The organism is Pseudomonas sp. W15Feb34 (assembly GCF_023127765.1).
Classification (GTDB): domain Bacteria; phylum Pseudomonadota; class Gammaproteobacteria; order Pseudomonadales; family Pseudomonadaceae; genus Aquipseudomonas; species Aquipseudomonas synxantha_A.
The window spans coordinates 87,127-112,975 of sequence record NZ_SPKN01000012.1 but is presented as its reverse complement, the minus strand read 5'-3'; the positions used below and the strand labels follow the sequence as shown (position 1 = coordinate 112,975).

The following is a 25,849-nucleotide window of genomic DNA, read 5'->3' as shown; positions in this document are numbered from 1 at the left end:
CCTGGTCTACAGTGACTGCAACCGCTGATCGAGGACTGCACCCATGCCCCGTCTTACCGCCAAGGACTTTGCTCCCGAACTGCTGGAACTCTACGACGGCTACGCCCACGGCAAGATCAACCGCCGCGAGTTTCTCGACCGTGCCGCGCTGTTCACCTTGGGCGGCCTCACCGCCTCGGCGCTGCTGGCAGCCCTGAGCCCCAACTACGCCCTGGCCGAACAGGTCAAATTCACCGATCCGGATATCGTCGCCGACTACATCACCTACCCTTCGCCCAAGGGCAACGGCACGGTGCGCGGCTACCTGGTGCGCCCGTCCAAGGCTGCGGCAAAACTGCCCGCCGTGGTGGTGGTGCATGAAAACCGTGGCCTGAACCCCTATATCGAAGACGTGGCCCGGCGCCTGGCCAAAGCCGGCTTCATTGCCCTGGCACCCGATGGCCTGACGTCCGTGGGCGGCTACCCCGGCAACGATGAAAAAGGCGTGGCGCTGCAACAGACTGTCGACCCGACCAAACTGATGAACGACTTCTTCGCCGCCATCGAATGGCTGATGCACCACGACAGCAGTACCGGCAAAGTCGGCATCACCGGCTTCTGTTACGGCGGCGGCGTGACCAACGCGGCGGCGGTGGCCTACCCGGAACTGGGCGCTGCGGTGTCGTTCTACGGGCGCCAACCCGAGGCCAAAGACGTGCCGCGCATCAAGGCACCGATCATGTTGCATTTCGGGGAACTGGATACGCGGATCAATGAGGGTTGGCCGGCGTATGAGCAGGCGTTGAAAGCTGCGGGCACGACGTATGAGGCTTACATCTACCAAGGCGCCAACCACGGTTTTCACAATGACTCAACGCCGCGGTATGACGAGCCAGCAGCCAACCTGGCCTGGGAGCGCACCCTGGGCTGGTTCCGCAAATACCTCGCCTAGCCGCCCCTCCCACATTCTTATTCAATACACGTCTGCAACCACCCCTTGAACGCAGACATCGCGGGTGTCTCATTGCGTGACTGCAAACGGGTCAACCAATAACTGCCGGTCGTGATCCCCACATCGAACGGCTGGCGGATCACATCGCTTTCCAACTGGCGTGAAAACATCAACGCTGGCGCCAGGGCCACACCGCTGCCTTGCAGGGCGGCCTCCATCATCGCCAGCGACGAGTCGAACACGATACTGCGCGGTACCAGGGTGTCTGCCGGCAACCCGGCAGCCTGCAACCAAAGGCTCCACTCATCGGCACGGTAAGAGCGCAGCAAGGTGTGCTTCAACACGTCGGCCGGGCTGTGCAATTGCTCGGCAATCTGCGGCACGCACAACACCGTCAGCGGGGCTTCCAGCAAAGGGCAGGCCTCGGTGCCATGCCAGGCGCCTGCGCCAAACCGAATGGCGTAATCCAAGCCCTCGGCAGCGACATCAACGCGGTTGTTGTGAGTGGACAGGCGCAAATCAATAAACGGATAGCGGCTGTGGAAATCCGCCAAACGAGGCAATAGCCAGCCCACGGCGAAGGTGCCGACCGCGCCCACTGTCAGCACCTCGCGGTAGTGACCGCCCTCGAACTGGCCCAGGGTGTGGGCAATACGGTCGAAGGCTTCACGCAACACCGGCAACAGGGTTTCGCCTTCGCGAGTGAGCATCAGGCCGCGTGGCAGGCGCTTGAACAGCGTGACATTGAGCTGCGCTTCGAGGCTTTTGACTTGATGGCTGACTGCGGCTTGGGTCACGCATAGCTCGATGGCCGCGCGGGTAAAGCTCAAATGGCGCGCCGAGGCTTCAAAAGCGCGCAGGGCATTGAGGGGCAGATGGGAACGCAGCAAGGCTTACCCCAATTTTTCTAATGGCTGGTGCGAGATATCATCGTTTGCTCCGGGTATAAAATCCACCTAGATTTGCCACGCCTGCGCAGGCTCCGATCATCATTGCCACCTTTACATGGAAGCGAATCACCATGAAATATCAGCCAAAGTACCTGGTTTCAGCTTTGCTGCTCGTATCCGGCGGCTGTATGGCCGCCACCGATATACGCCAGGTCGTGGACAGCAACGTCAAACCCTTGATGCAACAGCAAGGCATCCCCGGCCTTGCAGTCGCGGTGGTGAACCAGGGCAAGGTGCAATACTTTAATTACGGCGTAGCCGCCAAGGACACCCAGGCCGCGGTCACTCAAAACACGCTGTTCGAAATCGGCTCGGTAAGTAAAACCTTCACCGCTACCCTTGGTGGTTATGCCCAGGCCATCGGCAAGCTCAAGCTGTCGGACACAGCCAGCCAGTACTTGCCGTCCCTGGCCGGCAGCGCGTTCGATCGCATCAGCCTGCTGCAACTGGCGACCTATACCCCTGGCGGCTTGCCGCTGCAATTTCCGGATGCAGCCGACAGTGCATCGACCATGCTGGGCTACTTCCAGCATTGGAAGCCGACTTACGCTGCGGGTGAACAACGCTTGTACTCCAACCCCAGCATCGGCCTGTTCGGCTACCTGACCGCGCAAAGCCTGGGCCAGCCGTTCAACGTTGCCATGGAGAAGACGCTGCTGCCCAAGCTAGGGTTGACCAACACGTATGTCAGCGTGCGCACGGACAAAGCCAGCCAATATGCCCAAGGCTATGACAAGCAGCAAAAACCTGTGCGCGTCAGCCCCGGCGCGCTGGACAGTGAAGCCTACGGGCTCAAGACCACCAGCCAGGACCTCGCCCGCTATGTCATTGCGAACATGCACCCGCAAACCCTGGAACAGCCCGTGCAACAGGCCATCGCCGCCACCCACGCTGGCTACTACACCGTGAACGGCATGACCCAGGGCCTGGGCTGGGAGCGCTACCCCTACCCCATCACCCTGCAAGCGTTGATCGACGGTAACTCAACACCGATGGCAATGGAGCCGCACAAGGTCACCTGGCTCAACCCGGCCCAGGCGCAGCCGGCCAACGTGTTGTACAACAAGACCGGCTCTACCGGTGGCTTTGGTGCGTATGTGGCGTATGTGCCGAGCAAGGATATGGGCGTGGTGATTCTGGCCAACAAGAACTACCCGAATGCCGAGCGGGTAAAAGTGGCCCATGCGATCTTGAGTGCGATGGATCAATAGCGCCCAACACAAAACATGTGGGAGGGGGCTTGCTCCCGATGAGGGGGTGTCAGAAAGCACATCTGTGACTGACCCACTGCTATCGGGAGCAAGCCCCCTCCCATCTTACATCCCCAGCCACTGCGGCAGCGCGAGGGAAATGAACGGCAAATAAGTGACCATGATCAGGAACACCAACAGAATCATCAACCACGGCATGGCCGCGCGGATGGTCTGCCCCAGCGTCAACCCGGTCACCGCCGAAGTCACGAACAGGTTCAACCCCACCGGCGGGTGCACCAGGCCGATTTCCATATTCACCACCATCACGATGCCCAAGTGAATCGGATCAATGCCCAGCTTCATCGCAATCGGGAAGAAGATCGGCGCCAGGATCAACACAATCGCCGAAGGCTCCATAAAGCTGCCGGCAATCAGTAGCACCACGTTGACCATGATCAGAAAACCAATCGGCGTCAGCCCTTCGGAGATCACCCACGCAGTGATTTCCTGGGGGATCTGCTCCGTGGTCAGCACATGGGCAAACAGCATGGCGTTGGCGATGATGAACATCAGCATGATCGACAAGCGCCCCGACTCCAGCAGCACCTTGGGGCAGTCGCGCAGCGTCATGTCCTTGTAGATGAACAGCGCGACAAACGCCGAGTACACCGCCGCCACCGCTGCGGCTTCAGTCGGGGTGAACATGCCGCTGTAGATACCGCCGAGGATGATCACCAACAGCAACAGGCCCCAGAACGCCCGGCGTGCGCAACTGAGCCACTCGCGGAACGTCGCCCGTGGTTGCGCGGGTAGCTTCTTGATACGCGCGACGATGTAGATCGCGATCATCAACATCAGGCCCAGCAACAGTCCCGGGATCACCCCAGCCATGAACAGCTTGCCCACTGAGGTTTCGGTCGCCGCCGAATACACCACCATCACAATCGAAGGCGGAATCAGGATACCCAAGGTCCCGGCGTTGCAGATGATCCCCGCACCAAACTCCTTCGGATAACCGGAACGCACCATGCCTGCCACGGCAATCGAGCCCACCGCCGCCACCGTGGCCGGTGACGAGCCGGACAGCGCCGCAAACAACATGCAGGCCAGCACCGCCGCAATCGCCAGACCGCCACGGATATGACCGACACAGGCATTGGCAAAGTCGATCAGCCGCTGAGCCACGCCACCAGTGGTCATAAAGGCACCGGACAGCAGGAAGAACGGGATCGCCAGGAAGGTATAGGCGTCGCTGGTTTCAAACAGCTTGATCGCCAGGGAGCTCACCGAGTCCTGGCTGAACATCAGGATCGACACCGCGCCGGACAGCCCCAGGGAAATCGCAATCGGCACGCCAAGGAACATGAACACGAACAACAGCAGAAACAGACAGAGCACGGCCATCAGTGACGCTCCTCATGGCTGCCGGCCAACTTGCTGGCCTCCCCGGCCTCATCGGCCAATCCCAACCCGACCTGGCGGTGGGTAAAAATGCGGTAGAAAATTTCCAGGTAGCGAATCAATACCAAGGCAAAACCGATAGGCACGATCACCACGATGTCACCGACGTCGATACCGAACTGGTCAAGGTCCTCGGCACCGATATGCGCGGTCATTACCGCACTCACCCACTTGTAGCTGGCGACCATGAACAGGCCGGCGTAGGCCAGGCAGCACAGGCAGGCGAGCATCCCGAGCAAGCGTTGTACCGGGCGTTTGGTCAACCTGACCAGCGCGTCCACGCCCAGGTGGCCGGCAGTGCGTACACCGTAGGAAATACCGAAGAAAATCAACCAGCCGAACATGGCCTTGGTCAGCGCCACGCTCCAGGTCATGTCCTGGGCCCAGGTCATGGTGGTGTCGCCCAGGGCATTGAAGAAGTGACTGCTCCAGGCCCATTTATCCGCCAGAGCAAAGAACAGGGTGTAGATGTTATTGAGCATGACGTAGACGAATGTCACCAGGGTCATGGCGGCCAGCAGGAAGGCAATAAAGCCTTCCTCCAGGTGCTCCCAGACGCGCCTTAGCGTTTGCATGGCAAAACCTCGCGAGGCAAATGAAATACCAGGGTGGAACTTGCCCAAATGTGGGAGGGGGCTTGCTCCCGATAGCAATGTGTCAGCTTGCAGATCTGTCTCTGATCCACCGCTATCGGGAGCAAGCCGCCTCCCACATTGGATCTCAGTACACCCTGGGATTATTGGTTGGAAGCGTCCGCTGCCTTGATCAGCTCAGCCCCGATCTGGCCTTCGAACTTCTGCCACACCGGGCGCATGGCTTCGCGCCAGAGCGTGCGTTGCTCGGGGGTCAGTTCGATGATCTCGCTGGTCTTGGCATCGATGATCTTCTGCCTGGCCGACTGGTTCAGCGCTTCGGCCTGCTTGTTCACCTCGACAGTGACTTCGGCCATGATCTGCTCCAGCGTGCTGCGCACATCCGGCGCCAGGCCGTTCCAGAACTTGGCGTTGGTGATCACCATGTAGTCGATCAGGCCATGGTTGGACTCGGTGAAATACTTCTGCACCTCGTTGACCTTCTGGCTTTCATAGTTCGACCAGGTGTTCTCAGTGCCATTCACGGTGCCGGTCTGCAAGCCCTGGTAAACCTCGGCAAAGCTCATCTTGCGCGGGTTGGCGCGGATCGCCTTGAACTGCTCTTCAAGCACGCTGGAGGCTTGCACGCGAAACTTCAGGCCACGGGCGTCCTTGGGTTCGTGCAGGGCCTTGTTGGCGGAGAGTTGCTTGAGGCCGTTGTGCCAATAGGCCAGGCCGAGAATGTTCTTGTCCTGCATTGCAGTCAGCAGTTGCTTGCCCTGGGCGGCCTGGAAACGGTCGACGGCAGCCAGGTCGTTGAACAGGAACGGCAGGTCGTAGATCTGCACCTGTTTGGTGTACTGCTCGAACTTGGCCAGGGACGGCGCCAGCATCTGCACGTCACCCAACAGCAACGCTTCCATTTCCTTGCCATCGCCGAACAGCGACGAGTTGGGGTACACCTCGACCTTGACCTTGCCGGGCAGGCGTTCTTCGGCGAGCTTCTTGAACAGCAGCGCGCCCTGGCCTTTGGGCGTGTTCTCGGCCACCACGTGGGCGAACTTGATCACAATCGGGTCAGCCGCCTGGGCCAGGCCCGCGGCGAACAAGGTGGCGGCGCACAGCAGCGCCCGAGAGAGCTTGAGCATGGGAAATCACCTTCTTATTGTTGTGTTGTAAGGCAAAGTGCCTGATGTGCTGCATATTGAGAATTTCGAATTTTAGATACCTGCGTTCGGCCTGGCCGAACACCAACCTCAAGGAGCATGTCGATCCTGTGGGAAGGCTTATCCAGTCAGGGTTGGGCAGCCAGCAGTCTCTGTGCCCGCAGCAACACCGGCGCATCCACCATCTGCCCATCAATCTGATAGGCCCCTGCCCCATGGGCACTCGCCTCCACTACCCGCTTGGCCCAGGCCAGTTCTTCGGCGCTGGGCGCCAACGCCTGGTGAATCACCGGCACCTGCTTGGGATGAATACACAACGCCCCGGCAAAGCCCATTTCATAGGCGTGCCGGATCGAACTGCGCAGGCCCTCAGGGTCGTCGATGGCCGGATGTACGCCGTCCAGCGGTGCCACCAGGTCGGCGGCGCGGGAATGCACGATCAGTGACAGGCGCGCCTGGTCGAGGGCAAACTCAGCAGCGCGGGAATGGCTGCTCAGGTTCAGATCCAGGGCCAGGTCCAAGCCACCGAACGACAGCCGCTCTACCAGCGGAGCATGGGCAATCTCGGCCACCGCCAACAAGCCGCGAGCGCTTTCGATGATCGGCCAGATGGGTTTGCCGGTGGCAGCCACTACGGCGACCTGGGCTGCGCTCTCGACCTTGGGGAGCAGCACACCCGCGACATTTGCATGAGCCTTGCAGAACGCCACATCCTCAAAATGCTCGACGTGTTCCGGCGCATTGATGCGCACCCACACCTGAGCCTCGGGGTGGGCCTGCAGGAACATCCCCAGATTGTCCCGGGCCTGGCGCTTGAGCGGCTCTTCCACGGCGTCTTCAAAATCCACAATCACTGCGTCGGCGCCGCTGGCCAAGGCTTTGGCGAACCGCTCCGGGCGGCTGCCCGGCACAAACAACGCTGAACGAACTAAAGGCTTTGGCATCGCACACTTCCTGATCAGATAACGCCGCGCGCACGCAGGCTGTCGATGGCCTCACCGGAATAACCCAGCTGGTCGAGAATGCCCTGGCTGTGTTGCCCCAGTGCCGGCACACCATCCATGCGCGGGGTAAACGCGGCGTTACGCGCTGGTGGCAGCAGCGAGGGCAACGGCCCGGCCGGGCTGTCGACTTCACGCCAACTGTCGCGGGCCTTGAGTTGAGGGTGGGCCCATACGCCTTGCATATCGTTGACCCGCGCGCTGGCGATCTGCGCATCCTCCAGACGCTGAATCACCGCCTCGGCGTCCAACCGGGCAAAGCTGTCCACGATAATCTGGCGCAGCGCCTCGCGGTTGGCCGAACGCTTGAAGTTGGCGCTGAAACGTTCGTCCGTCGCCAGCGCCGGGGTGAGCAGTACCTTGTCGCAGAACGCCGCCCACTCGCGCTCATTCTGCAACCCGAGCATCACCGTGCCGCCATCACCAGTGGGAAACGGCCCATAGGGGTAAATCGTCGAATGTGCTGCGCCCGCACGCGGGGGCGGCGGCGCGCCGTCGAAGGCGTAATACATCGGGTAGCCCATCCACTCCACCAGGCTTTCCAACATGCTCACATCGATACGGCTGCCCTTACCGGTCGTGCCCCGCAGCAGCAACGCCGAAAGAATGCCGCTGTAGGCATACATGCCCGCGGAGATATCCGCGATGGAGCAGCCGGCCTTGGCCATCTGCTCATCACCCGGGCCGCCAGTCACCGACAGGAAGCCGCCTTCGCTCTGGATCAACAAGTCGTAGGCTTTCTTTTTCTCGTAGGGCCCGCCTTCGCCATAACCGGAAATATCGCAGACGATCAGCCTTGGAAAACGTTGATGCAGTACCTCGAACGACAAGCCCATGCGCGCCGCCGCGCCGGGTGCAAGGTTTTGCACCAGCACATCGGCATCGGCCAGCAGCGCTTCAAGGATTGCGCCCGCCTCGTCCTGCTTGAGGTCCAGGGTCAGGCTTTCCTTTGAACGGTTGGTCCAGACGAAATGCGATGCCAGGCCGCGCACGCGTTCGTCATAACCTCGGGCAAAGTCACCGACACCGGGGCGCTCGACCTTGATCACGCGGGCGCCGAGATCGGCCAATTGGCGGGTACAGAATGGCGCGGCAATCGCGTGTTCCAGGCTGACAACCGTGATGCCGTCCAGCGGTCGTTGATTACTCATGACAAATCCCTCAAAGCCAATGGGCCATGGACACGGTGTTACGCAGGTTCCATACCTGCTCGATCAGGCCACTTGCCTGGGCGGGGGTACGGGCGCCGCTGAAGTGAGTCAGGCGCTGGAACTTATCCGCCAGTTCGACGCGGCTCAGGGTGTTGCCCGGGTCGCCCTTGGGCTCGTCGATGGCACCGTGCAGCGTGCGCCCGTCAGTGGTGGTGACGATGACACGGCCCAGCCAGCGTTGCGGATAGGCACTATCGACCTCGGGGTCGAGGGTCATGCTGACCTTGTCGCGAAAGGCCGCGACCGCAGGGTCGGTCAACGCCAGTTCATGGAACTCGGGCAACCCTGCTTTGCCATGCACCGCGATCAGGCCAAGCACGGTGCCCATGGAGAATTTGGCCTGGTGCACGGTGGCCGGCACCGTCACCCGGCCGAGCACATCGATGGCGCCTTGATGCACGCGGGTTTCCACTCGGGAGATTTGCGCCGCGCTCAAGCCTTCACGCTGCATCACGTCCAGTAGCGCATCCGCAGCGGGATGGGTGTGGCGGCAGGAGGCGTGGAACTTGAACGAGGTTTCCACCAGCGCCCAGCGGCTACCCAAATCAGCGGACAACTTGCTCGGCTCTGAATCACTCGACATGCCCGCCGCCAAGCCTTGATCGCCTTCAAGGATATTGCGCGCACCGGTCAATCCATCGGCTGTCAGGTAAGCTGCCAGCAAGCCATCCGCTGCGGCTTTGGCCGTGTGCAGTTGCTTGGAGTCGGCGGCATCACGCAAGAACTCCCACAGCCCTGCCGCTTGAGTGCCGGCACTGCCGAGCAGGTTGATGAACTGTTCCTGGTTGAAGTCGAGCAATTTGCCCACGGCGACCGCCGCCGCCAGGGTGCCGACGGTGGCCGTGGTGTGGAAGATGCGGTAGTGCGAGCGGCCCAGGAACTCGCCGATGCGAATCCCGGCCTCATAACCGGCCACCGCAGCCAGCAACAGATCGCGACCCGATTTGCCCAGGTCCTGGGCGGCCGCCAGCGCGGCGGGAAACACCACCGTGGCCGGGTGCAGCACCGAACTGTTGTGCAGGTCATCCTGCTCCACCAGGTGCGACGATGCCGCATTGACCAGTGCCGCAAAATACGCGCTGCTGCTGGCGCCGCTGACGATCACCTGGGCCGGGCCGCTGCTCGGCCCCATCTTCTGCGCATAGCGCTCGAACAGGGGAATCGGGTGTGCGCCCTGGCTGGCCAGCGCCGAGGCGAGCCAATCCAGATACAGCTCCTCGATGCGATCCAGTACGTGCTCGGGCAACTGCGAGTAGGTCAGATCAGCGAGGAATTGGCACAGGGCTTGGGTATGACGCATGCTCAGGCCCTCAGAAACTGCGTGGCAGTTCGAGCAGGTGCTCGGCCACGTAGGACAGGATCAGGTTGGTGGAAATCGGCGCCACCTGGTACAGGCGCGTCTCGCGGAATTTGCGTTCCACGTCGTATTCGCAGGCAAAACCAAAGCCACCGTGGGTTTGCAGGCAAGCGTTGGCTGCCTCCCACGACGCCTTGGCCGCCAGGTACTTGGCCATGTTGGCGCTGGCCCCGGCGTTCTTGCCGCTGTCGTATTCCTCGCAGGCACGCCAGCGCATCAAGTCGGCCGCTTCGATCTCGATATGCGCTTCGGCAATCGGGAATTGCACGCCCTGGTTCTGCCCGATCGGCCGGCCAAACACCACGCGGTCGCGAGCATAGGCGCTGGCCTTTTCGATAAACCAGCGGCCGTCGCCGATGCACTCGGCGGCGATCAGGGTGCGCTCGGCATTGAGGCCATCGAGGATGTATTTGAAGCCCTTGCCCTCTTCGCCAATCAGGCTGTCGGCCGGCAATTCCAGGTTGTCGAAGAACAGTTCGTTGGTCTCATGGTTGACCATATTGGCGATGGGCTGCACGGTCAGGCCGTTACCGATGGCCTCGCGCAGGTCGACCAGGAAGATCGACATGCCTTCGGACTTTTTCTTCACCTCGGCCAAGGGTGTAGTGCGCGCCAGCAAGATCATCAGGTCGGAATGCTGCACTCGCGAGATCCAGACTTTCTGGCCGTTGATCACGTACTTGTCGCCGCGTTTGATCGCGGTGGTCTTGATCTTGGTGGTGTCAGTGCCCGTGGTGGGCTCGGTGACGCCCATTGATTGCAGACGCAGTTCACCGCTGGCCAGCTTGGGCAGGTAGAAGCGCTTTTGCGCCTCGCTGCCGTGACGCAACAGGGTGAACATGTTGTACATCTGGCCATGCACGGTGCCGGAGTTACCGCCGCAACGGTTGACCTCTTCGAGGATCACCGACGCTTCGGCCAGGCCCAGGCCGGAACCGCCATACTCTTCGGGGATCATTGCCGACAGCCAGCCGGCAGCGGTCAGGGCCTTGACGAAGGCTTCGGGGAAGCCTTTGTCTTCGTCGATCCTGCGCCAGTAGGCGGCATCGAACTCGGCGCACAAGGCGCGCACGCCTTCGCGGATGGCATTGAGTTCTTCGTTGTCATTGGGGTTCATGCGCGGCTCTCCGCCTGTTGTTCTTGGGTTATTCGAAATGCACCTGGGCGGTCTGCGCCAGACCTTCAGCGTTGCCAGCCCAAAGTTCTGCGACGCCGGTTGCGCTGATGCGCCCGCCGACTTCAAACGGCTGCGGTGCAATCAACGGGCGCACGCCGCGATAGATGAAACGGCGCAGCGTGGCTTCAGGGTGCGCCCGGCAGAACGCACGCAGGCTCAAGGTGGCGATCAGTGGGCCATGCACCACCAAGCCGCTGTAGCCTTCAGTGGCGGTGACATAGGGATAGTCGTAATGGATGCGGTGGCCGTTGAAGGTCACGGCGCTGTAGCGGAACAACAGGGTTGGTGTCGGTTCCACCGCTTCTGTCCATTCGCCCCGGACCAGGGCATCGCCGCTGCCGGGTTTGGGCGGCGTGGGCTCGCGATAGACGATGTCCTGTTCCTCGCGGATCGCCAGGCGCCCGGCCTGGGAATAGTCGTGGCGCACCGTGACAAACAACAGCGAACCGGTGCGACCGGTCTTTTCTTCGACCTGAGTGATGGTCGACACGCGGGTCGCCGCCTCGCCGGCTCGCAGCGGGTGCACAAACTCGATACGCCCACCGGCCCACATGCGATTACGGTTATCGGCCGGTGGCAAGAACCCGCCGCGAGCCGGGTGGCCATCGCTGCCCAGGGCCGACTCCGGCAGCGGGTCCTGGAAAAAGCACCATTGCCACAATGCGGGTACGGCTGCACCGTCGGCAGGCACCCCTTCACCGAACGTGGCGGCGATGCGCTTGAGCAGGTTATGGCTCAGGTGGTCGTGGGCGGTCTCGCTTCGGCCGATCCAATCAGTGGCGCTCATCGGGTGCAGATCCTCAGGCAGTGGGTGTCTGCTGCCGATCATGCAAGGGCCTGCCCGTTCTGAGAATTTGCATTTCAATAAACCAGCGTTCGGTTATGCTGAACGCTGCCACCCTGTACCGGGAGTCTTGCATGCACTTTGATCTCGCCGACCTGCGCCTGTTTATCCATATCGCCGAATCCCCCAGCCTGACCCAGGGCGCCAAGCGCGCGTTTCTGTCGCCGGCCGCCGCCAGTGCGCGGATCAAGGCCCTGGAAGGTCAGCTCGACACCCGCCTGTTGTACCGCGACAGCCGTGGCGTGGAGATCACCCCGGCGGGCGAGCGCCTGTTGCACCATGCGCGATTGATCATGCGTCAGGTGGACTACCTGAAAAGCGAGTTCACCCAATACGGCGTGGACTCAGCCGGGCATATCCGCATCTTCGCCAACACCACGGCGGTCACCGAGTTCTTGCCGGAAGTGCTGGCGGGCTTTTTGTCCCAGCGCCCAGGCGTGACCGTCGACCTGCAGGAGCGCCTGTCTCGGGACATCGTGCGCGGCGTACTCGATGGCACCAGCGACATGGGCATTATTGCCGGTCCCGTGGAAGCTGCTGGCTTGCAGGTGCTGCATTTCAGTACGGATGAATTGGTGCTGATGGTGCCCGTCGGGCATCCCTTGGCCGATCAGCCTTCGGTCACCCTCGAACAAACCCTCGCCTACCAGCATATCGGCCTGCATGAAGGCAGCACGCTGCTGAGTTTCCTGCGCGAACATGTCGAGCGCCTGGGCAAGCAGTTGTCGCTGCGCATCCAGGTGTCGAGCTTCGAGGCGATCTGCCGGATGGTCGAGGCCGGCGTGGGCATCGGGATCATTCCCGAGTCCGCCGCCCAGCGCCACAGCCGCACCATGCAGTTGGTGACGGTGAAGCTGGACGAGCCTTGGGCGATTCGCGAGCGCAGCATTCTGGTGCGCGAGTTGGAGGCATTACCGGGGACCATTCGGGCACTGATCGCCACATTGATGCCCTGATCTTGTAGGCGCGAGCAAGTTCGCTCCTACAGTTGGCCGTTAACAGTCTTTGACAGTTTCCCGACAAAGCACTCAAAGATTCTCAGCCCCCGCCGCCCTAGCATTCCAGCATCCAAATCATCATTCGGGTGCTCTTGATGTTTCGCAGACTGCGCGGTATCCCGCTATTGGGTTGCCTGCTGAGCAGTATCGGTTGCCACTCGCAACCGCCTGCTCCGCCGCCGATTCAAAAAGGCGATTACGGCGCGATCATCCGTTACCTGCAAACACGCATACCCCGGGAGATGGTCCGGGAAAATGTGGCAGGCTTGTCGATTGCCCTGGTCAATGGCCAGGAGTTGATCTGGGCCCGTGGCTTTGGCCTGGCCGACAAGGCCCAGGGCGTGCCGGTTACGCCCAACACGGCGTTTCGCGCCGGGGGGATTTCCAAACTGATCACCGCCACGGCGGCGCTGCAGTTGGTGGAGCAACAGCGCCTGGCACTGGATGCACCGATCCAGCAAACCCTGCGTGAGTTTTACGTACGCTCGCGCTTTCATGACGACCAGGCCGAAGCAGATCGCGCCATCACGTTACGGCGTTTGCTCAGCCATCAATCCGGCCTGCCCAGTGAGCACCTGCGTGACCTGCACAGCACCTATGCCATGGGGCAGATGCCGATGCGCGTGTCGGGCGTATGGCTGAGCAGCCCGCCCGGTTTTCAGGTGGCTTATTCCAACCTCGGCTATTCGCTGGTGGGTGCCGCCATCGAGCGCAGCAGCGGCAAAAGCTTCGAAGCCCAGCTACAAAGCAGCCTCTTGACCCCCTTGCACATGAACCAGGCCAGTTTCCTCGGCACCGGCGCGCAATTGAGCTTTCGCGCCCTGGGTTATGAGGACGGCAACGCCAGCACCGACGCCCAGGTACGCGACCTTGCCGCCGGTGGCCTGTGGGCCAGCCCCAAGGATCTGAGTCACTACGTGCAGATGTTGTTTGCCAAAGGCACCTACAAGGGCAACCGCGTGCTGGGCAGCGCTTCAATAGATCAAATGTTCACCCAGCAAAACACCGGCAACGCCTTGGATTTTGACTGCCAGATGGGCCTGGGCTGGTTTCTGGCGCCATGCGGTGACGAGCCGATTGCCCCCGGTGTGCGTACTTACCAGCACAGCGGCGGCGGCGATGATTTCGCCGCCCAGGTGACCCTGCTGCCGGACCAGCAACTGGCCGTGATCATCATGGCCAACGACAGCAATGCCGAAGAGATGGTGGTGTCGCTGTCCACCGACAGCCTGCGCCTGATGCTTGAAGCACAAACCGGCGAGCGCGCCTGCGCCGACGACTGCCAGGCTCCCGGCCACGGTCTAAAACTGCGCCACGTGCCAGCGGCCGTCGACCGCAAGCGCCTGGCCGGGTTCTACGCGACCCCCTGGGGCATATTCCGTATCAAGGATGACCGTGAGCGCCTGGCCGGCGAACTGGCCGGCTACACCTTCGACTTGTTGCGCGATGACCAGGGCTGGCTGCGTGCGCAGAAAAAGGTCCTGGGTTTTTGGCTCAAGGACCTGGGCGACCTGGGTCGCATCCAGCTTGATGTAGTGACGGTACAAGGCCGGCAGATGCTCACGGCCCGCAGCCACGGCCAACGCATTGCTATCGGTGAGCGCATCGAGCCGCCGACCCTGTCTACGGCTTGGGCCGACACCATCGGCACCTATCAGGTACTCAATAGCCATGAACCCGACGCACCGTTGAGCGGTATCAGCGTGCGCCTGGAAGACGGCTTCCTGGTGATACGCGGCCAATTGCACGACGAGCCTCTGACTGACTACATCCTGCTGCCGGTCGACAACGCCCACGCGGTACTCGCCGGCACCGGCTACGGCCTGGGCGACACCGTCAGCCGCCAGGTCAACGGGCTGAGCGCTTCGGGTTATTCCTTCAAACGCACCCAGTCCCCCCACACACCCTTGAATTTCTAACCTGGAGAAACACCTGATGCACGCAAAAAACCTGTGCCTGTCAGTGACCTCACTGTGCCTGCTTGCCGCCGCCGACACGGCGCTTGCCGAAGACTGGCAATACAGCCTCAAGGCCGGCATAGCCAACGCCCCCCGCTACAGTGGCAGCGACGAACGCATGACGGCGCCTGTGCTGGGCGGCAAAATCATCAGCCCTTGGGGCGTCTTCCTCGACACTGATACGGGCCTGGGCTGGGGTTACGAAGGCAATGCCTTGAGCTTCAGCGCATACGTTGGCGCAAGCGATTCGCGCAAGGATAAAAACGAAAGCATGCATGCCGGCTCCAAACGCCTCAAAGGCATGGGCGAGATCAAGTCACGCCCGCAATTGGGGGTGAGTGCCGCCTACAACCTCGGCGGTGTGATCATTGGCGCCACCCTGGAACATGCGCTTGAAGAAGATAAACACAAGGACACCGGCAAGGCTTTTACCCATCTGGAGTTGAGCCTGGGGACCAATCTCTATGAAGGCCGTTACGGTTCCGTCGATACCGCCATCAACAGCCACTTTGGTGACCGCGACTACCTGCAGACCTGGTACGGCGTGACCACCGGCCAAGCCGCGCGCAGCCGCTTCAAGGCATACAAGGCCAGCGGCGGCAATATCAGCAATGGCATGAACCTTACGTGGAGCTTGCCAATCAGCGAGCACACACAGTTCTCGACGCTGCTGGATGTGCAGTACCTGGCGGATAAAGCGGGCAAGAGCCCGATTGTGGAGCGCCGCTTGCAGACGTCGGTGATGGGGATGGTGGAATACACCTTCTGATTCAAGTTGGTAACCCAATCAAAATGTGGGAGGGGCAGTGCAGTATTCAAAAGGTGTTACTCGCCATACGCCCAGGTCATCCGAAACGACGCCCCGCCCCACTCCGAATCCAGCACTTCCACCTGCCCGCCATGCCACTGGCTGACGCGCTTGACCAACGCCAGGCCCAAGCCAAACCCTCCAGTACGACGGTCGCGGCTGGCGTCGAGGCGCAGGAAGGGTTCGAAGATCTTGGTGCGGCCCTCCAGCGGCACGCCTGGGCCATCGTCATTGACCCGTACTTCATAGCCGTTGCCGAACTTGACCAGCGACACTTCCACGCGGCGATCGGCATAACGGATGGCGTTACGCAGCAGGTTGATCACCGCCCGCGCCATAAAGCGTGGCTCGATGCGGATAAAGTCGACCTCACAGGTACGCAGCGATAACTGCACCCCCTGTGCTTCGGCCTCCAGGGCCACACTGCCGATCACGCTGTCGAGCCAGCTGTGGGCTTCGATGTTCTCGCGGGTGACCTGGGTGGCACCGCGCTCCAGGCTGGCGTAGGTCAACAGTTCGGAAACCATTTCTTCCAGCTCGCCGAGGTCGGCGTACATATCGGCAATCAACTCGCTGCTTTGGCGTGGATCGATCTGCTGGCGCAGTTGATCAAGTTCAAACGACAAGCGCGCAATCGGCGTGCGCAATTCGTGAGATACGGCGTTGGTGAGTTCGCGCTGGTTGGCGATCAGGCTCTCGATGCGCTCGGCCATCTGGTTGAAGTGCCCTGCCAGTTCGCGAACGGTGGAGCGCCTTGGCAACAGGATGCGTGAGCCGAGGTCATTGTCACCAAAACGTTGCGCCGCCAGGCGGATATGCTCCAGGTCACGCCAGTGCGGGCGTACCCAGAAATACAGGACGATGGCCAGGCCTGCGCCCAGAAAGCCATAAGCCCACAAATACAGCCATTTGGGTTCTTCCGGCAGCTGGATCTCAAGTAATTGCGGGCCGCCGTCAATCGCTGACAGGAACTTCATAAAATCCTCGCGTACCACCACTTGGTCACTCGCCAGGAGTTTCTGTTCGCGCTCGCTCAGGTGCTGGGCGTCGCGCTGCACCAGTTTCAGGCGCAAGCCATAATGCGGTTGCAGCTCAGCCAGGCGTGCCTGGCGCGCCTCTCCCTGTACCGGTCGCAATTGTTCCACCAGGGCCCACGCCGGGCCGCGCAAGGCTTCACGGTTATAGGTCTCGTTGGACTCGGGCATGTACGCGTCCAGGCCATAGTTGACCAGCCAGACCGACCCGGCCAGGCCGAGCGCGAGGATCACATAGAGGCGCAGATACAAGCGCAGCATCTAAACCTCCCACGCGAACGGATTGAACAGGTAACCCTTGCCCCAGATGGTTTTGATGCACACCGGCTCGCGTGGGTTGTCGTTGAGCTTACCGCGCAATTTGCTGATGTAGACGTCAACGCTGCGATTGAGGCCATCAAAGGCAATGCCACGCATACGGTTGAGGATGTCATCGCGCGAGAGGATCTTGCCCGAGCTGCTGGCCAGTAACCACAGCAACTCGAACTCCATGGTCGTCAGATCGATGGTCTGACCGCCCAGGCTGACGACCCGGCAGCTGCGATCAATCGACAAGCGGCCGAACTCCAGGGCACCCCGCGCCGCGGGCTCGGGCACCTGGCGGCGCTGCAACGCACGCAAACGTGCAAGCAGCACTGGCGGCTTGATCGGCTTGATCACGTAATCGTCAGCACCAGACTCAAGGCCCAGGATATGGTCCAGATCGTCTTCCTTGGCTGTCAGGATCACGATGGGCGTGTCTGACACAGTGCGAATTTCGCGGCAAACATGCAGCCCGCTCTGGCCCGGAAGCATCAAATCGAGCACGACAATCCTGGGTTTGAAGTCCAGGAACGCCGCCAGGGCTTCATCGCCCCGGTGCACGACACGCACCTCAAAACCATGCTGCGACAGGAACTGCGCGATCAGCCCTGCCAGCTTTTCATCGTCCTCAACGAGCAGGACCTTGCCCAGACCCAGGTTTTCCATAAGTTCTCAGTGTAGAAACGCAGATTGAAGTGCGCGCATTATAGGTAGCAAGCAGGCGCACAGAAGCAGCTGGCCAGTACGAGCCGATGAAACTTCATGCTTTTAAGAGTTTTTAACAAATAGCCTGCAATCTTTAACGCCATTCTCAAGGAGTTGTATGCGCAAGGATTACCTGGCGTTCTTCGTTTCGCTGTTCCTCTCGCGGCTGGCCGACCAGATCCTGCTGTTCATCGTGCCGCTGATCGTGTTCCAGACCACTCAAAGCGTGTCGTGGGCGGGCCTGGCGTTTTTTGTCGAATCGCTGCCGCGCTATCTGGCATTTCCGGTGTGCGGAGCCTTGTGCGACAGGTTTTCACCCGTACGCATTCTGCATATCAGCCAGGTGTATCGCGCGCTGGCCTGCGTGGTGGCGGTGGCGCTGTATGGGCTGTTCGACGGGATCCATTGGCTGGTGATGCTGTCCGCGTTGTGCGGGGTATTGACCACTCAGGGCATCATGGCGCGGGAGGTGGTGATGCCGCATGTCTTCCAGCATTACACCTACGCCAAGACCTTGTCCTATTCGCAGATTGCCGACCAGAGCGGCCTGGTGCTCGGGCCGTTGCTGGCAGCGTTGATGCTGCAGGTTTGGGCCTGGCCCTGGGTGGTGCTGGCCATCGCCGCACTGTTTGTTCTCGCTGACCTGGCAATGCTGATCTGGCAGCGCAACACCACGGTGAGCCTGCAAAGCCATGGGCAGCACCCGGGTATCTGGCTGCAACCGCTGCGCACCGCGTTTGGCCACATCCGCAACCTGGTGGAACTCAAGCGCATCATCATTCTGGCAGTCGGCGTGAACCTGATTATCGGGGTCACACTGGCCACCTCGGCCGCCATGGTTACCGGCCAATACGTCGCCGACAAGGATGCCTACGCCCTGCTGCAAGCCGCCGGCGCGCTGGTCACCATCGGGATTCTGTTTTACCTGGCACGCTCATCACTGCCGTTGAAAGTAATGGGTGGGCTGTCGTATTCGATGATTGCAGTCGGCGCGCTGATCACCGCCGTCAGCCCCGGTGTGTGGGCGTATGCCGTGGGCTTCCTGCTGGTGACGGGCTTCGACAAGATGTTCAACGTGTACCTGCGCAGCACCCGTCAAAAAGTGATTCCGGTGCAGGATTTCGGCAAGACGGTAGGCGTGATCACCTTGCTCAACAACCTGCCGCAGCCGTTGGCGGGCTTGATGATCGCCGTGCTGGCAGCGCCGTTGGGCACGCATACGGTGATCCTGCTGCTCGCCGGGATCACCGCCTTGATCGGCGTGGCGGTGGCCTCAGGCTGGCACGCCACTGTGAAAGCGGAACTCGATGTCGGGTGATTCGATCAGCTCCTGCTCGGCCGCCCTCACCCGCTCGATCACCTGGGCGATGTCCTTGGCGTCGCCATACTGGTAGGCCAGCTTCAAGTAACCCTGGAAGTGCCGGGCTTCGCTTTTGAGCAAACCGAAGTAGAACTTGCCGAGCTCTTCGTCCAAATGCGGCACCAATGCTTCGAAACGCTCGCAGCTGCGTGCTTCGATAAAAGCGCCGACCACCAGGGTGTCCACCAGCTTGACCGGCTCGTGGCTGCGCACCACCTTGCGCAAACCCGAGGCATAACGGCCCGCGTGCAGTTGGCGCAGTTCAACCTTGCGCTTTTTCATCAGGCGCATGACTTGCTCGTGGTGCACCAGTTCTTCGCGGGCCAGGCGCGACATCATATTGATCAGGTCAACATGGCCGTGGTACTTGGCCATCAGGCTCAGGGCGGTGCTGGCGGCTTTGAATTCGCAGTTTTTGTGGTCGATCAGCAGGGTTTCCTGATCGGCCAGAGCGGCCTGGACCCAGGCGTCGGGGGTGCGGCAGCCGAGGAATTCGTGGATTTCGGACAGGTTCATCGGGCTCACGGGCAAAGGATCACAAAAGGGCGCCGATTATACCGACCCCGCCGCAGACCACCAGCCACCGGCCTTGATGTGCATCAACATGACGTCTGGCGGGCAGCAACTATAGTTGTTGCATGCCCCTTCCTGGAGATCCCGATCATGCAAGCCATCCGCAGCATCCTGGTGGTCATCGAGCCCGAGCATTCGGAAAGCCTGGCCCTCAAGCGTGGCAAGCTGATTGCCGGGGTGACCGACGCACATCTGCACTTGCTGGTCTGCGACAAGAAACACGAGCATTCGGCGCTGTTGAGCGTGCTCAAGGAAGGTTTAAGGAACGACGGCTACAGCGTCTCCACCGAACAGGCGTGGAACGACAGCCTGCATGACACCATTATCGAGGTGCAGCAAGCTGAAGGCTGCGGCCTGGTGATCAAACAGCATTTTCCCGACAGCCCGCTGAAAAAAGCCCTGTTGACGCCGGCGGACTGGAAGCTGCTGCGCTATTGCCCGACGCCGGTGCTGCTGGTCAAGACCGCCACGCCATGGGCCGGCGGGGTGATTCTGGCGGCCATCGATGTGGGCAACACCGACGGCGAACACCGCTCGCTGCACAATTCGATCATCGACCACGGGTTTGATATAGCCAGCCTGGCCAAGGCGCAGCTGCATGTGATTAGCGCCCACCCGTCGCCGATGCTGTCGGCAGCCGACCCGACCTTCCAGCTCAAGGAAACCATCGAGGCGCGCTATCGCGAACAATGCAAGGCATTCCAGGACGAGTTCGACGTGGACGGCAGGCACCTGCATATCAAGGAAGGCCCGGCCGATGTGCTGATCCCGCATATGGCCCATCAGCTGCACGCGGCGGTGACCATCATCGGCACCGTGGCCCGCACCGGGATTTCGGGGGCGTTGATCGGTAATACGGCGGAGGTGGTGCTGGATGCGGTGGAAAGCGACGTGCTGGTGCTCAAGCCGCAGACGTTGATGGATCATCTGCAAGAACTGGCAACCAAGCCCTGAAGAACAATAGAGGGCAAAATGTGGGAGGGGGCTTGCTCCCGATAGCAGTGGGTCAGTGAAGGATGGGCTGACTGACACACTGCTATCGGGAGCAAGCCCCCTCCCACATTTGGATGCATGCTGTCAGGTAGACAGCGCATCTCTCAGGAACCCCGGGGCGATATAGCGCTGGTAATGCGCCTCGGACAAGATAAAGAACTCCCGGTCAATCGCATCGCGCAGGTCCGGCAAGGGCCAGTCGCGAAACTCCGGCAACAGCACCATGCCGTACGCCTCAAGGTTATTGATCACCCGCGCCCCGCGTGCGATCAACTGGTAGGCCCAGCAATACTCGGACTGGTGCGGCACGAAGCGGATCTTGCGTTGCTCCAACTGCCCGCGCAGGGTCTTGGGGTCAAACACCTCCACTTTGCCGGCCATCACCTGCACCAGCAGTTGCTCAAGCCTGAGCCAGACTGCACGCTTTTCTTCTTCGTTATAGCCATTCCACTGGATCACTTCATGGTGGAAACGCTTGCAGCCGCGGCACACGAGGTCGCCGTAGACCGTGGAGCACAAGCCGACGCAGGGGGTCTTGATGGTTTGGTTGGACATGGGCGATAACACGCAAATCAGCGAAACAGTGCGCCATGTTAGCCCTTTGTCTAAGGTTGATCACCCAGCAAACTTGGCCAGGCAACTTACCTTTAGATTTTTTTTGCCGTAGAATCACCCGGCCTTGTAAGGCGCCAATAATCCGCTGGAAGCTGTTTTCAAAGCGTCACGAGCACAGTCGTTCCTTCAGAACGGTGTTGGCGTGGTTTCGACCCGGTAGGTCAGAGCCCACGCCAACCCTCATCAGCTCCGTTCTGCAGGCGTAAAACTTTGAAAGCAGCTTCTGTAAAGGAATGCCGGCAGCGCTGGCTTTGCGGCCCAAAAAGCCCCTGAGCGCATGCGTGCCGTTCATTTCTGGATGAGCGTCCCGTGGGACCACTGATGAGGGTAATAACTGTGCTTGAAGCCTACCGCAAACATATCGAAGAGCGTGCAGCACTGGGTATCGTTCCCCAGCCGCTTAACGCCGAACAAACCGCAGGCCTGGTCGAGCTGCTGAAAAATCCTCCGGCTGGCGAAGAAGAATTCCTCGTTGACCTGATCACCAACCGCATTCCACCAGGCGTTGACGAAGCTGCCTACGTCAAGGCCGGTTTCCTGTCTGCCCTGGCCAAGGGCGAAGCCACTTCCCCCCTGATCGACAAGAAACGCGCTGTTGAACTGCTCGGCACCATGCAAGGCGGCTACAACATCGTGACGTTGGTCGAGCTGCTGGACGACGCCACCCTGGCGCCCGTCGCGGCCGCCCAACTCAAGCACACCCTGCTGATGTTCGATGCGTTCCACGACGTCGCCGAAAAAGCCCGCAACGGCAACGAACACGCCAAAGGCGTGATCCAGTCCTGGGCTGACGGCGAGTGGTTCCGCAACCGCCCTACCCTGGCCGACAAGATCAGCCTGCGCGTGTTCAAGGTCACCGGCGAAACCAACACCGACGACCTGTCCCCGGCGCCGGACGCCTGGTCCCGCCCTGACATCCCGCTGCACGCCCTGGCCATGCTGAAAATGGCTCGTGAAGGCATCGTGCCGGACGAGCAAGGCAAGACCGGCCCGATGAAGCAGATCGAAGAAATGCGCGGCCAAGGCTTCCCGATCGCCTACGTCGGTGACGTGGTCGGTACCGGTTCGTCGCGTAAGTCGGCCACCAACTCGGTACTGTGGTTCTTCGGTGACGACGTGCCTTACGTGCCGAACAAGCGTGCCGGCGGTTTCTGCTTCGGCAGCAAGATCGCTCCGATCTTCTACAACACCATGGAAGATGCTGGCGCATTGCCAATCGAATTCGACGTCACCAACATGAACATGGGCGACGTGATCGACCTGTACCCTCATGCTGGCAAAGTCTGCAAACACGGCACCGACGAAGTCCTGACCACCTTCGAAATGAAGACTCCGGTACTGTTGGACGAAGTTCGCGCCGGCGGCCGTATCCCGCTGATCATCGGTCGCGGCCTGACCGACAAGGCCCGCGCCGAACTGGGCCTGGGCCCTACCGACCTGTTCAAGCTGCCTGAAGCGCCTGTCGACACCGGCAAGGGCTTCACCCTGGCACAGAAGATGGTCGGCAAGGCGTGCGGCCTGCCAGAAGGCAAAGGCGTTCGTCCTGGTACCTACTGCGAGCCGAAGATGACCACCGTGGGCTCCCAGGACACCACCGGTCCAATGACCCGTGACGAACTGAAAGACCTGGCGTGCCTGGGCTTCTCGACCGACCTGGTGATGCAGTCGTTCTGCCACACCGCGGCGTACCCGAAGCCGATCGACGTGACCACCCACCACACCCTGCCTGACTTCATCATGACCCGTGGCGGTGTATCGCTGCGTCCGGGCGACGGCATCATCCACAGCTGGCTCAACCGTATGCTGCTGCCGGACACCGTCGGTACCGGTGGCGACTCCCACACCCGTTTCCCGATGGGCATCTCGTTCCCGGCCGGTTCCGGTCTGGTCGCGTTCGCCGCAGCCACTGGCGTAATGCCACTGGACATGCCGGAATCGATCCTGGTGCGCTTCAAAGGCAAGATGAAGCCTGGCATCACCCTGCGTGACCTGGTTCATGCCATTCCTTACTACGCGATCCAGGCTGGCCTGCTGACCGTAGAGAAGAAAGGCAAGAAAAACGCCTTCTCTGGCCGCATCCTGGAAATCGAAGGCCTGAACGACCTGACGCTGGAACAGGCTTTCGAGCTGTCCGACGCCTCGGCTGAACGTTCGGCTGCCGGTTGCACCATCAAGCTGTCCAAAGAGTCCGTTACCGAGTACCTGAACTCCAACATCACCCTGCTGCGCTGGATGATCGGTGAAGGCTACGGCGATGCCCGCACCCTGGAACGTCGCGCCCAAGCGATGGAAGCCTGGGTTGCCAACCCGGAACTGATGGAAGCCGATGCCGACGCCGAATACGCCGAAATCATCGAGATCGACCTGTCGGAAATCAACGAGCCGATCCTCTGCGCCCCTAACGACCCGGACGATGCCCGTCTGTTGTCCAGCGTTGCCGGTGAGAAGATCGACGAAGTGTTCATCGGTTCGTGCATGACCAACATCGGTCACTTCCGCGCTGCCGGTAAGCTGCTGGAGCAGGTCAAGGGCCAGCTGCCGACTCGTCTGTGGCTGTCGCCGCCGACCAAGATGGACGCTCACCAGTTGACCGAAGAAGGCTACTACGGCATCTACGGCAAGGCTGGCGCACGCATGGAAATGCCGGGCTGCTCGCTGTGCATGGGTAACCAGGCACGTGTAGAACCGAACTCCACCGTCGTGTCGACGTCGACCCGTAACTTCCCGAACCGCTTGGGTGACGGTGCAAACGTCTACCTGGCATCGGCCGAACTGGCGGCAGTGGCCTCTACCCTGGGTCGCCTGCCGACTGTCGAAGAGTACATGGGCTACGCAGCGAAACTGGACACCATGGCCAGTGACGTCTACCGCTACCTGAACTTCGACCAGATCGCCGAGTTCCGCAAGATCGCAGCAAGCGCCAACATCCCGGTGATTCAAGCTTAAGGGTGTGTTGATGTGAAAGACGCCGCGTATCGCAAGATACGCGGCGTTTTTTTATGCCTGGAACTAACCTTTACTGCCAACACAAAACCAATGTGGGAGCTGTGCAGTCAGATAGACCGCATCAGGGCTTAGGCAACCAGCGAATACACCAATGCCGTAATGGCAACCAAGCCGACTGCCGTGACAAACACATTCGACGCCTGCCCACGGTACTTGGCCATGGCCGGAACCTTGCGGATCGCGTACATCGGCATCAGGAACAGGATCGACGCAATCACCGGCCCACCCAGGGTCTCGATCATGCCGAGGATACTCGGGTTGAGCGTGGCGACGATCCAGCACACCACCAGCATGAAGGCGGCGGTCATGCGGTCCAGGGTCTTCGGTGCCGGGCGGCGACCGGTCTTGACCACCAGCCCCTTGAGACCCTCGCTGGCACCGATGTAGTGGCCCAGGAACGACTTGGCAATCGCCACGAACGCAATCAACGGGGCGGCAAAAGCGATGGTCGGGTTGTCGAAGTGGTTGGCCAGGTACGACAGGATCGACAGGTTCTGCGCTTTCGCCTCGGCCAGTTGCGCGGGCGACAGGGTCAGCACGCAACTGAACACGAAGAACAGCACCATCGCCACCATCAACAAGTGAGCGCGGGACAGGATCTGCGAACTGCGCTCCTCGGCGTGTGCGCCGTACTGGCGTTTCTGGTCAACCGCGAAAGCCGAGATGATCGGCGAATGGTTGAACGAGAACACCATCACCGGAATCGCCAGCCACAGCGTATTGAGCAGCGCCGACGGTGCTGGCACCTCGCTGGCAGTGCTGAGAATGCCGCCATTCCAGTGCGGCACCAGGTACACGGCCAGGAACAGCAGGGCGACGATAAACGGATACACCATCAGGCTCATCGCCTTGACGATCACTTGCTCGCCGCAGCGCACCACGGCCAGCAGGCCGAGGATCAGCACAAATGCCAGGATCGCACGAGGCGGCGGCATGATGTGCAGTTGGTGTTCCATGAAGCTGCTGACGGTATTGGTCAGTGCCACGCTGTAGATCAGCAGGATCGGGAAGATCGCGAAGAAATACAGCAAAGTGATCAACGCGCCTGCCTTGATGCCGAAATGCTCTTCGACCACATCAGTGATGTCGGAGCCTTCACGGCCAGACAGCACGAAACGGGTCAGCCCACGGTGGGCAAAGAACGTCATCGGGAACGCCAGTAACGCCAGGATCACCAGCGGCCAGAAGCCCCCCAGGCCCGCGTTGATTGGCAGAAACAAAGTACCGGCGCCAATGGCGGTACCGAATAGCCCGAGCATCCAGGTGGTGTCCTGGCGGCTCCAGCTTGTGAGGGTTGCAGGTGTCGTTGCATAGCGTTCGTCGACGCTATTGGCCTGATCATTCATCCGGTCGGATCTCCGCATTCACATGGCCAGCACGAGTCAGAAAAACCTGACAGGCAGCGCCCTGGCCGTAACAAGGGCCGGATTGTCCGGGATTCTCTTGAATAAGCAAAGACTTAGATGAGGAACGGTAATGCAGTGCAAAGGCTGGAAGGCAGCCCATGGGGCGGCTCAGTTGATTCAACGCCAGATGTCCACCGCCTTTACCCACCTCACGAACGCCCCTGCCAGCGGGGCATTGGGAGGGTCGATCACGCAAGGCCGACGAAGCTTTGTTTAAATAAACCCAG

At 60.9% G+C, this 25,849-nt stretch carries 22 protein-coding genes; 8 read left to right on the top strand and 14 right to left on the bottom strand.

Going from position 1 to position 25,849, the window contains the following annotated elements; genetic code table 11:
* The first annotated feature begins 43 nt into the window (after positions 1-43).
* Positions 44-931 carry a YghX family hydrolase gene (yghX, locus tag E4O97_RS07035; protein WP_248161018.1) on the top strand — a complete coding sequence of 296 codons (888 nt, stop codon included), beginning with the start codon at positions 44-46 and terminating at the stop codon, positions 929-931.
* Between the two features lie 17 nt (positions 932-948).
* On the opposite strand, the gene E4O97_RS07030 is transcribed toward yghX, so the two are convergent.
* The gene (locus E4O97_RS07030) at positions 949-1,821 is read right to left on the bottom strand and encodes a LysR family transcriptional regulator (protein WP_032880863.1); all 873 of its coding nucleotides are present in this window, start codon (positions 1,819-1,821) and stop codon (positions 949-951) included.
* Positions 1,822-1,952: 131 nt separating this feature from the next.
* On the opposite strand from E4O97_RS07030, the gene ampC reads away from it, so the two are divergent.
* Complete coding sequence (gene ampC / locus E4O97_RS07025) at positions 1,953-3,092, top strand: class C beta-lactamase (RefSeq protein ID WP_032880862.1); 1,140 nt, start codon at positions 1,953-1,955, stop codon at positions 3,090-3,092.
* A 105-nt stretch (positions 3,093-3,197) separates the two neighbouring features.
* Here the strand turns inward: ampC and dctM are convergent, their stop codons facing one another.
* The 8 genes from dctM to E4O97_RS06985 all read right to left on the bottom strand — a co-directional run bounded on the left by dctM (position 3,198) and on the right by E4O97_RS06985 (position 11,806).
* Positions 3,198-4,478 (bottom strand): C4-dicarboxylate TRAP transporter large permease protein DctM, encoded by a 1,281-nt coding sequence (dctM, locus tag E4O97_RS07020; protein ID WP_122732263.1) that lies wholly within the window; start codon positions 4,476-4,478, stop codon positions 3,198-3,200.
* Complete coding sequence (locus E4O97_RS07015) at positions 4,478-5,110, bottom strand: TRAP transporter small permease (protein ID WP_005787907.1); 633 nt, start codon at positions 5,108-5,110, stop codon at positions 4,478-4,480. The genes dctM and E4O97_RS07015 overlap by 1 nt, the downstream gene beginning before the upstream one ends.
* Before the next feature lie 161 nt (positions 5,111-5,271).
* Positions 5,272-6,255, bottom strand: coding sequence for a TRAP transporter substrate-binding protein (locus E4O97_RS07010; protein WP_005787905.1), 984 nt, complete (start codon positions 6,253-6,255; stop codon positions 5,272-5,274).
* 146 nt (positions 6,256-6,401) lie between these two features.
* Positions 6,402-7,217, bottom strand: a complete 816-nt coding sequence (locus E4O97_RS07005; RefSeq protein ID WP_248161017.1) for a CoA ester lyase — start codon at positions 7,215-7,217, stop codon at positions 6,402-6,404.
* 14 nt (positions 7,218-7,231) lie between these two features.
* Complete coding sequence (locus E4O97_RS07000; RefSeq protein WP_248161016.1) at positions 7,232-8,425, bottom strand: CaiB/BaiF CoA-transferase family protein; 1,194 nt, start codon at positions 8,423-8,425, stop codon at positions 7,232-7,234.
* Positions 8,426-8,435: 10 nt separating this feature from the next.
* On the bottom strand, positions 8,436-9,785 hold the full coding sequence (locus tag E4O97_RS06995) for an MmgE/PrpD family protein (RefSeq protein WP_248161015.1): 1,350 nt from the start codon (positions 9,783-9,785) through the stop codon (positions 8,436-8,438).
* A gap of 10 nt (positions 9,786-9,795) precedes the next feature.
* Positions 9,796-10,959, bottom strand: a complete 1,164-nt coding sequence (locus tag E4O97_RS06990; RefSeq protein ID WP_248161014.1) for an acyl-CoA dehydrogenase family protein — start codon at positions 10,957-10,959, stop codon at positions 9,796-9,798.
* Between the two features lie 28 nt (positions 10,960-10,987).
* A complete protein-coding gene (locus E4O97_RS06985) occupies positions 10,988-11,806 on the bottom strand; it encodes a MaoC family dehydratase N-terminal domain-containing protein (protein WP_032880852.1) in 819 nt (272 codons plus the stop codon).
* Positions 11,807-11,937: 131 nt separating this feature from the next.
* Here E4O97_RS06985 and E4O97_RS06980 point away from each other — a divergent pair, with 131 nt between their 5' ends.
* The 3 genes from E4O97_RS06980 to E4O97_RS06970 all read left to right on the top strand — a co-directional run bounded on the left by E4O97_RS06980 (position 11,938) and on the right by E4O97_RS06970 (position 15,588).
* Entirely contained in the window at positions 11,938-12,819 is an 882-nt protein-coding gene (locus E4O97_RS06980) for a LysR family transcriptional regulator (protein ID WP_032880850.1), read from the top strand.
* Positions 12,820-12,956: 137 nt separating this feature from the next.
* Positions 12,957-14,780, top strand: coding sequence for a serine hydrolase domain-containing protein (locus E4O97_RS06975; RefSeq protein WP_248161013.1), 1,824 nt, complete (start codon positions 12,957-12,959; stop codon positions 14,778-14,780).
* Between the two features lie 16 nt (positions 14,781-14,796).
* Positions 14,797-15,588, top strand: a complete 792-nt coding sequence (locus E4O97_RS06970; protein WP_078821230.1) for a MipA/OmpV family protein — start codon at positions 14,797-14,799, stop codon at positions 15,586-15,588.
* A gap of 56 nt (positions 15,589-15,644) precedes the next feature.
* Here E4O97_RS06970 and E4O97_RS06965 read toward each other — a convergent pair whose 3' ends face one another.
* Together E4O97_RS06965 and E4O97_RS06960 are read right to left on the bottom strand one after the other, a co-directional pair.
* Positions 15,645-16,922 carry an ATP-binding protein gene (locus tag E4O97_RS06965; RefSeq protein WP_078821229.1) on the bottom strand — a complete coding sequence of 426 codons (1,278 nt, stop codon included), beginning with the start codon at positions 16,920-16,922 and terminating at the stop codon, positions 15,645-15,647.
* Positions 16,923-17,630 (bottom strand): response regulator, encoded by a 708-nt coding sequence (locus E4O97_RS06960; protein ID WP_248161012.1) that lies wholly within the window; start codon positions 17,628-17,630, stop codon positions 16,923-16,925.
* A 157-nt stretch (positions 17,631-17,787) separates the two neighbouring features.
* On the opposite strand from E4O97_RS06960, the gene E4O97_RS06955 reads away from it, so the two are divergent.
* A complete protein-coding gene (locus E4O97_RS06955) occupies positions 17,788-18,987 on the top strand; it encodes an MFS transporter (protein ID WP_248161011.1) in 1,200 nt (399 codons plus the stop codon).
* Here the strand turns inward: E4O97_RS06955 and miaE are convergent.
* Complete coding sequence (gene miaE, locus E4O97_RS06950) at positions 18,943-19,545, bottom strand: tRNA isopentenyl-2-thiomethyl-A-37 hydroxylase MiaE (protein ID WP_248161010.1); 603 nt, start codon at positions 19,543-19,545, stop codon at positions 18,943-18,945. The genes E4O97_RS06955 and miaE overlap by 45 nt on opposite strands.
* A gap of 147 nt (positions 19,546-19,692) precedes the next feature.
* Between miaE and E4O97_RS06945 the strand changes: the two genes are divergently transcribed.
* On the top strand, positions 19,693-20,556 hold the full coding sequence (locus E4O97_RS06945; protein ID WP_078821226.1) for a universal stress protein: 864 nt from the start codon (positions 19,693-19,695) through the stop codon (positions 20,554-20,556).
* A gap of 123 nt (positions 20,557-20,679) precedes the next feature.
* Here the strand turns inward: E4O97_RS06945 and E4O97_RS06940 are convergent, their stop codons facing one another.
* Positions 20,680-21,150 carry a DUF1289 domain-containing protein gene (locus E4O97_RS06940; RefSeq protein WP_078821225.1) on the bottom strand — a complete coding sequence of 157 codons (471 nt, stop codon included), beginning with the start codon at positions 21,148-21,150 and terminating at the stop codon, positions 20,680-20,682.
* 396 nt (positions 21,151-21,546) lie between these two features.
* On the opposite strand from E4O97_RS06940, the gene acnB reads away from it, so the two are divergent.
* Positions 21,547-24,156, top strand: a complete 2,610-nt coding sequence (gene acnB, locus E4O97_RS06935) for a bifunctional aconitate hydratase 2/2-methylisocitrate dehydratase (protein ID WP_005787883.1) — start codon at positions 21,547-21,549, stop codon at positions 24,154-24,156.
* Positions 24,157-24,284: 128 nt separating this feature from the next.
* Here the strand turns inward: acnB and E4O97_RS06930 are convergent, their stop codons facing one another.
* Positions 24,285-25,562: a serine/threonine transporter gene (locus E4O97_RS06930; RefSeq protein WP_005787881.1), complete on the bottom strand. Its 1,278-nt coding sequence runs from the start codon at positions 25,560-25,562 to the stop codon at positions 24,285-24,287.
* Positions 25,563-25,849 lie beyond the last annotated feature (287 nt).

Coding starts and splice junctions, on each gene's coding strand:
- yghX (WP_248161018.1), top strand. CDS start 44: ATGCCCCGTCTTACCGCCAAGGACTTTGCTCCCGAACTGCTGGAACTC.
- ampC (WP_032880862.1), top strand. CDS start 1,953: ATGAAATATCAGCCAAAGTACCTGGTTTCAGCTTTGCTGCTCGTATCC.
- dctM (WP_122732263.1), bottom strand. CDS start 4,478: ATGGCCGTGCTCTGTCTGTTTCTGCTGTTGTTCGTGTTCATGTTCCTT.
- E4O97_RS07015 (WP_005787907.1), bottom strand. CDS start 5,110: ATGCAAACGCTAAGGCGCGTCTGGGAGCACCTGGAGGAAGGCTTTATT.
- E4O97_RS07010 (WP_005787905.1), bottom strand. CDS start 6,255: ATGCTCAAGCTCTCTCGGGCGCTGCTGTGCGCCGCCACCTTGTTCGCC.
- E4O97_RS07005 (WP_248161017.1), bottom strand. CDS start 7,217: ATGCCAAAGCCTTTAGTTCGTTCAGCGTTGTTTGTGCCGGGCAGCCGC.
- E4O97_RS07000 (WP_248161016.1), bottom strand. CDS start 8,425: ATGAGTAATCAACGACCGCTGGACGGCATCACGGTTGTCAGCCTGGAA.
- E4O97_RS06995 (WP_248161015.1), bottom strand. CDS start 9,785: ATGCGTCATACCCAAGCCCTGTGCCAATTCCTCGCTGATCTGACCTAC.
- E4O97_RS06990 (WP_248161014.1), bottom strand. CDS start 10,959: ATGAACCCCAATGACAACGAAGAACTCAATGCCATCCGCGAAGGCGTG.
- E4O97_RS06985 (WP_032880852.1), bottom strand. CDS start 11,806: ATGAGCGCCACTGATTGGATCGGCCGAAGCGAGACCGCCCACGACCAC.
- E4O97_RS06980 (WP_032880850.1), top strand. CDS start 11,938: ATGCACTTTGATCTCGCCGACCTGCGCCTGTTTATCCATATCGCCGAA.
- E4O97_RS06975 (WP_248161013.1), top strand. CDS start 12,957: ATGTTTCGCAGACTGCGCGGTATCCCGCTATTGGGTTGCCTGCTGAGC.
- E4O97_RS06970 (WP_078821230.1), top strand. CDS start 14,797: ATGCACGCAAAAAACCTGTGCCTGTCAGTGACCTCACTGTGCCTGCTT.
- E4O97_RS06965 (WP_078821229.1), bottom strand. CDS start 16,922: ATGCTGCGCTTGTATCTGCGCCTCTATGTGATCCTCGCGCTCGGCCTG.
- E4O97_RS06960 (WP_248161012.1), bottom strand. CDS start 17,630: ATGGAAAACCTGGGTCTGGGCAAGGTCCTGCTCGTTGAGGACGATGAA.
- E4O97_RS06955 (WP_248161011.1), top strand. CDS start 17,788: ATGCGCAAGGATTACCTGGCGTTCTTCGTTTCGCTGTTCCTCTCGCGG.
- miaE (WP_248161010.1), bottom strand. CDS start 19,545: ATGAACCTGTCCGAAATCCACGAATTCCTCGGCTGCCGCACCCCCGAC.
- E4O97_RS06945 (WP_078821226.1), top strand. CDS start 19,693: ATGCAAGCCATCCGCAGCATCCTGGTGGTCATCGAGCCCGAGCATTCG.
- E4O97_RS06940 (WP_078821225.1), bottom strand. CDS start 21,150: ATGTCCAACCAAACCATCAAGACCCCCTGCGTCGGCTTGTGCTCCACG.
- E4O97_RS06930 (WP_005787881.1), bottom strand. CDS start 25,562: ATGAATGATCAGGCCAATAGCGTCGACGAACGCTATGCAACGACACCT.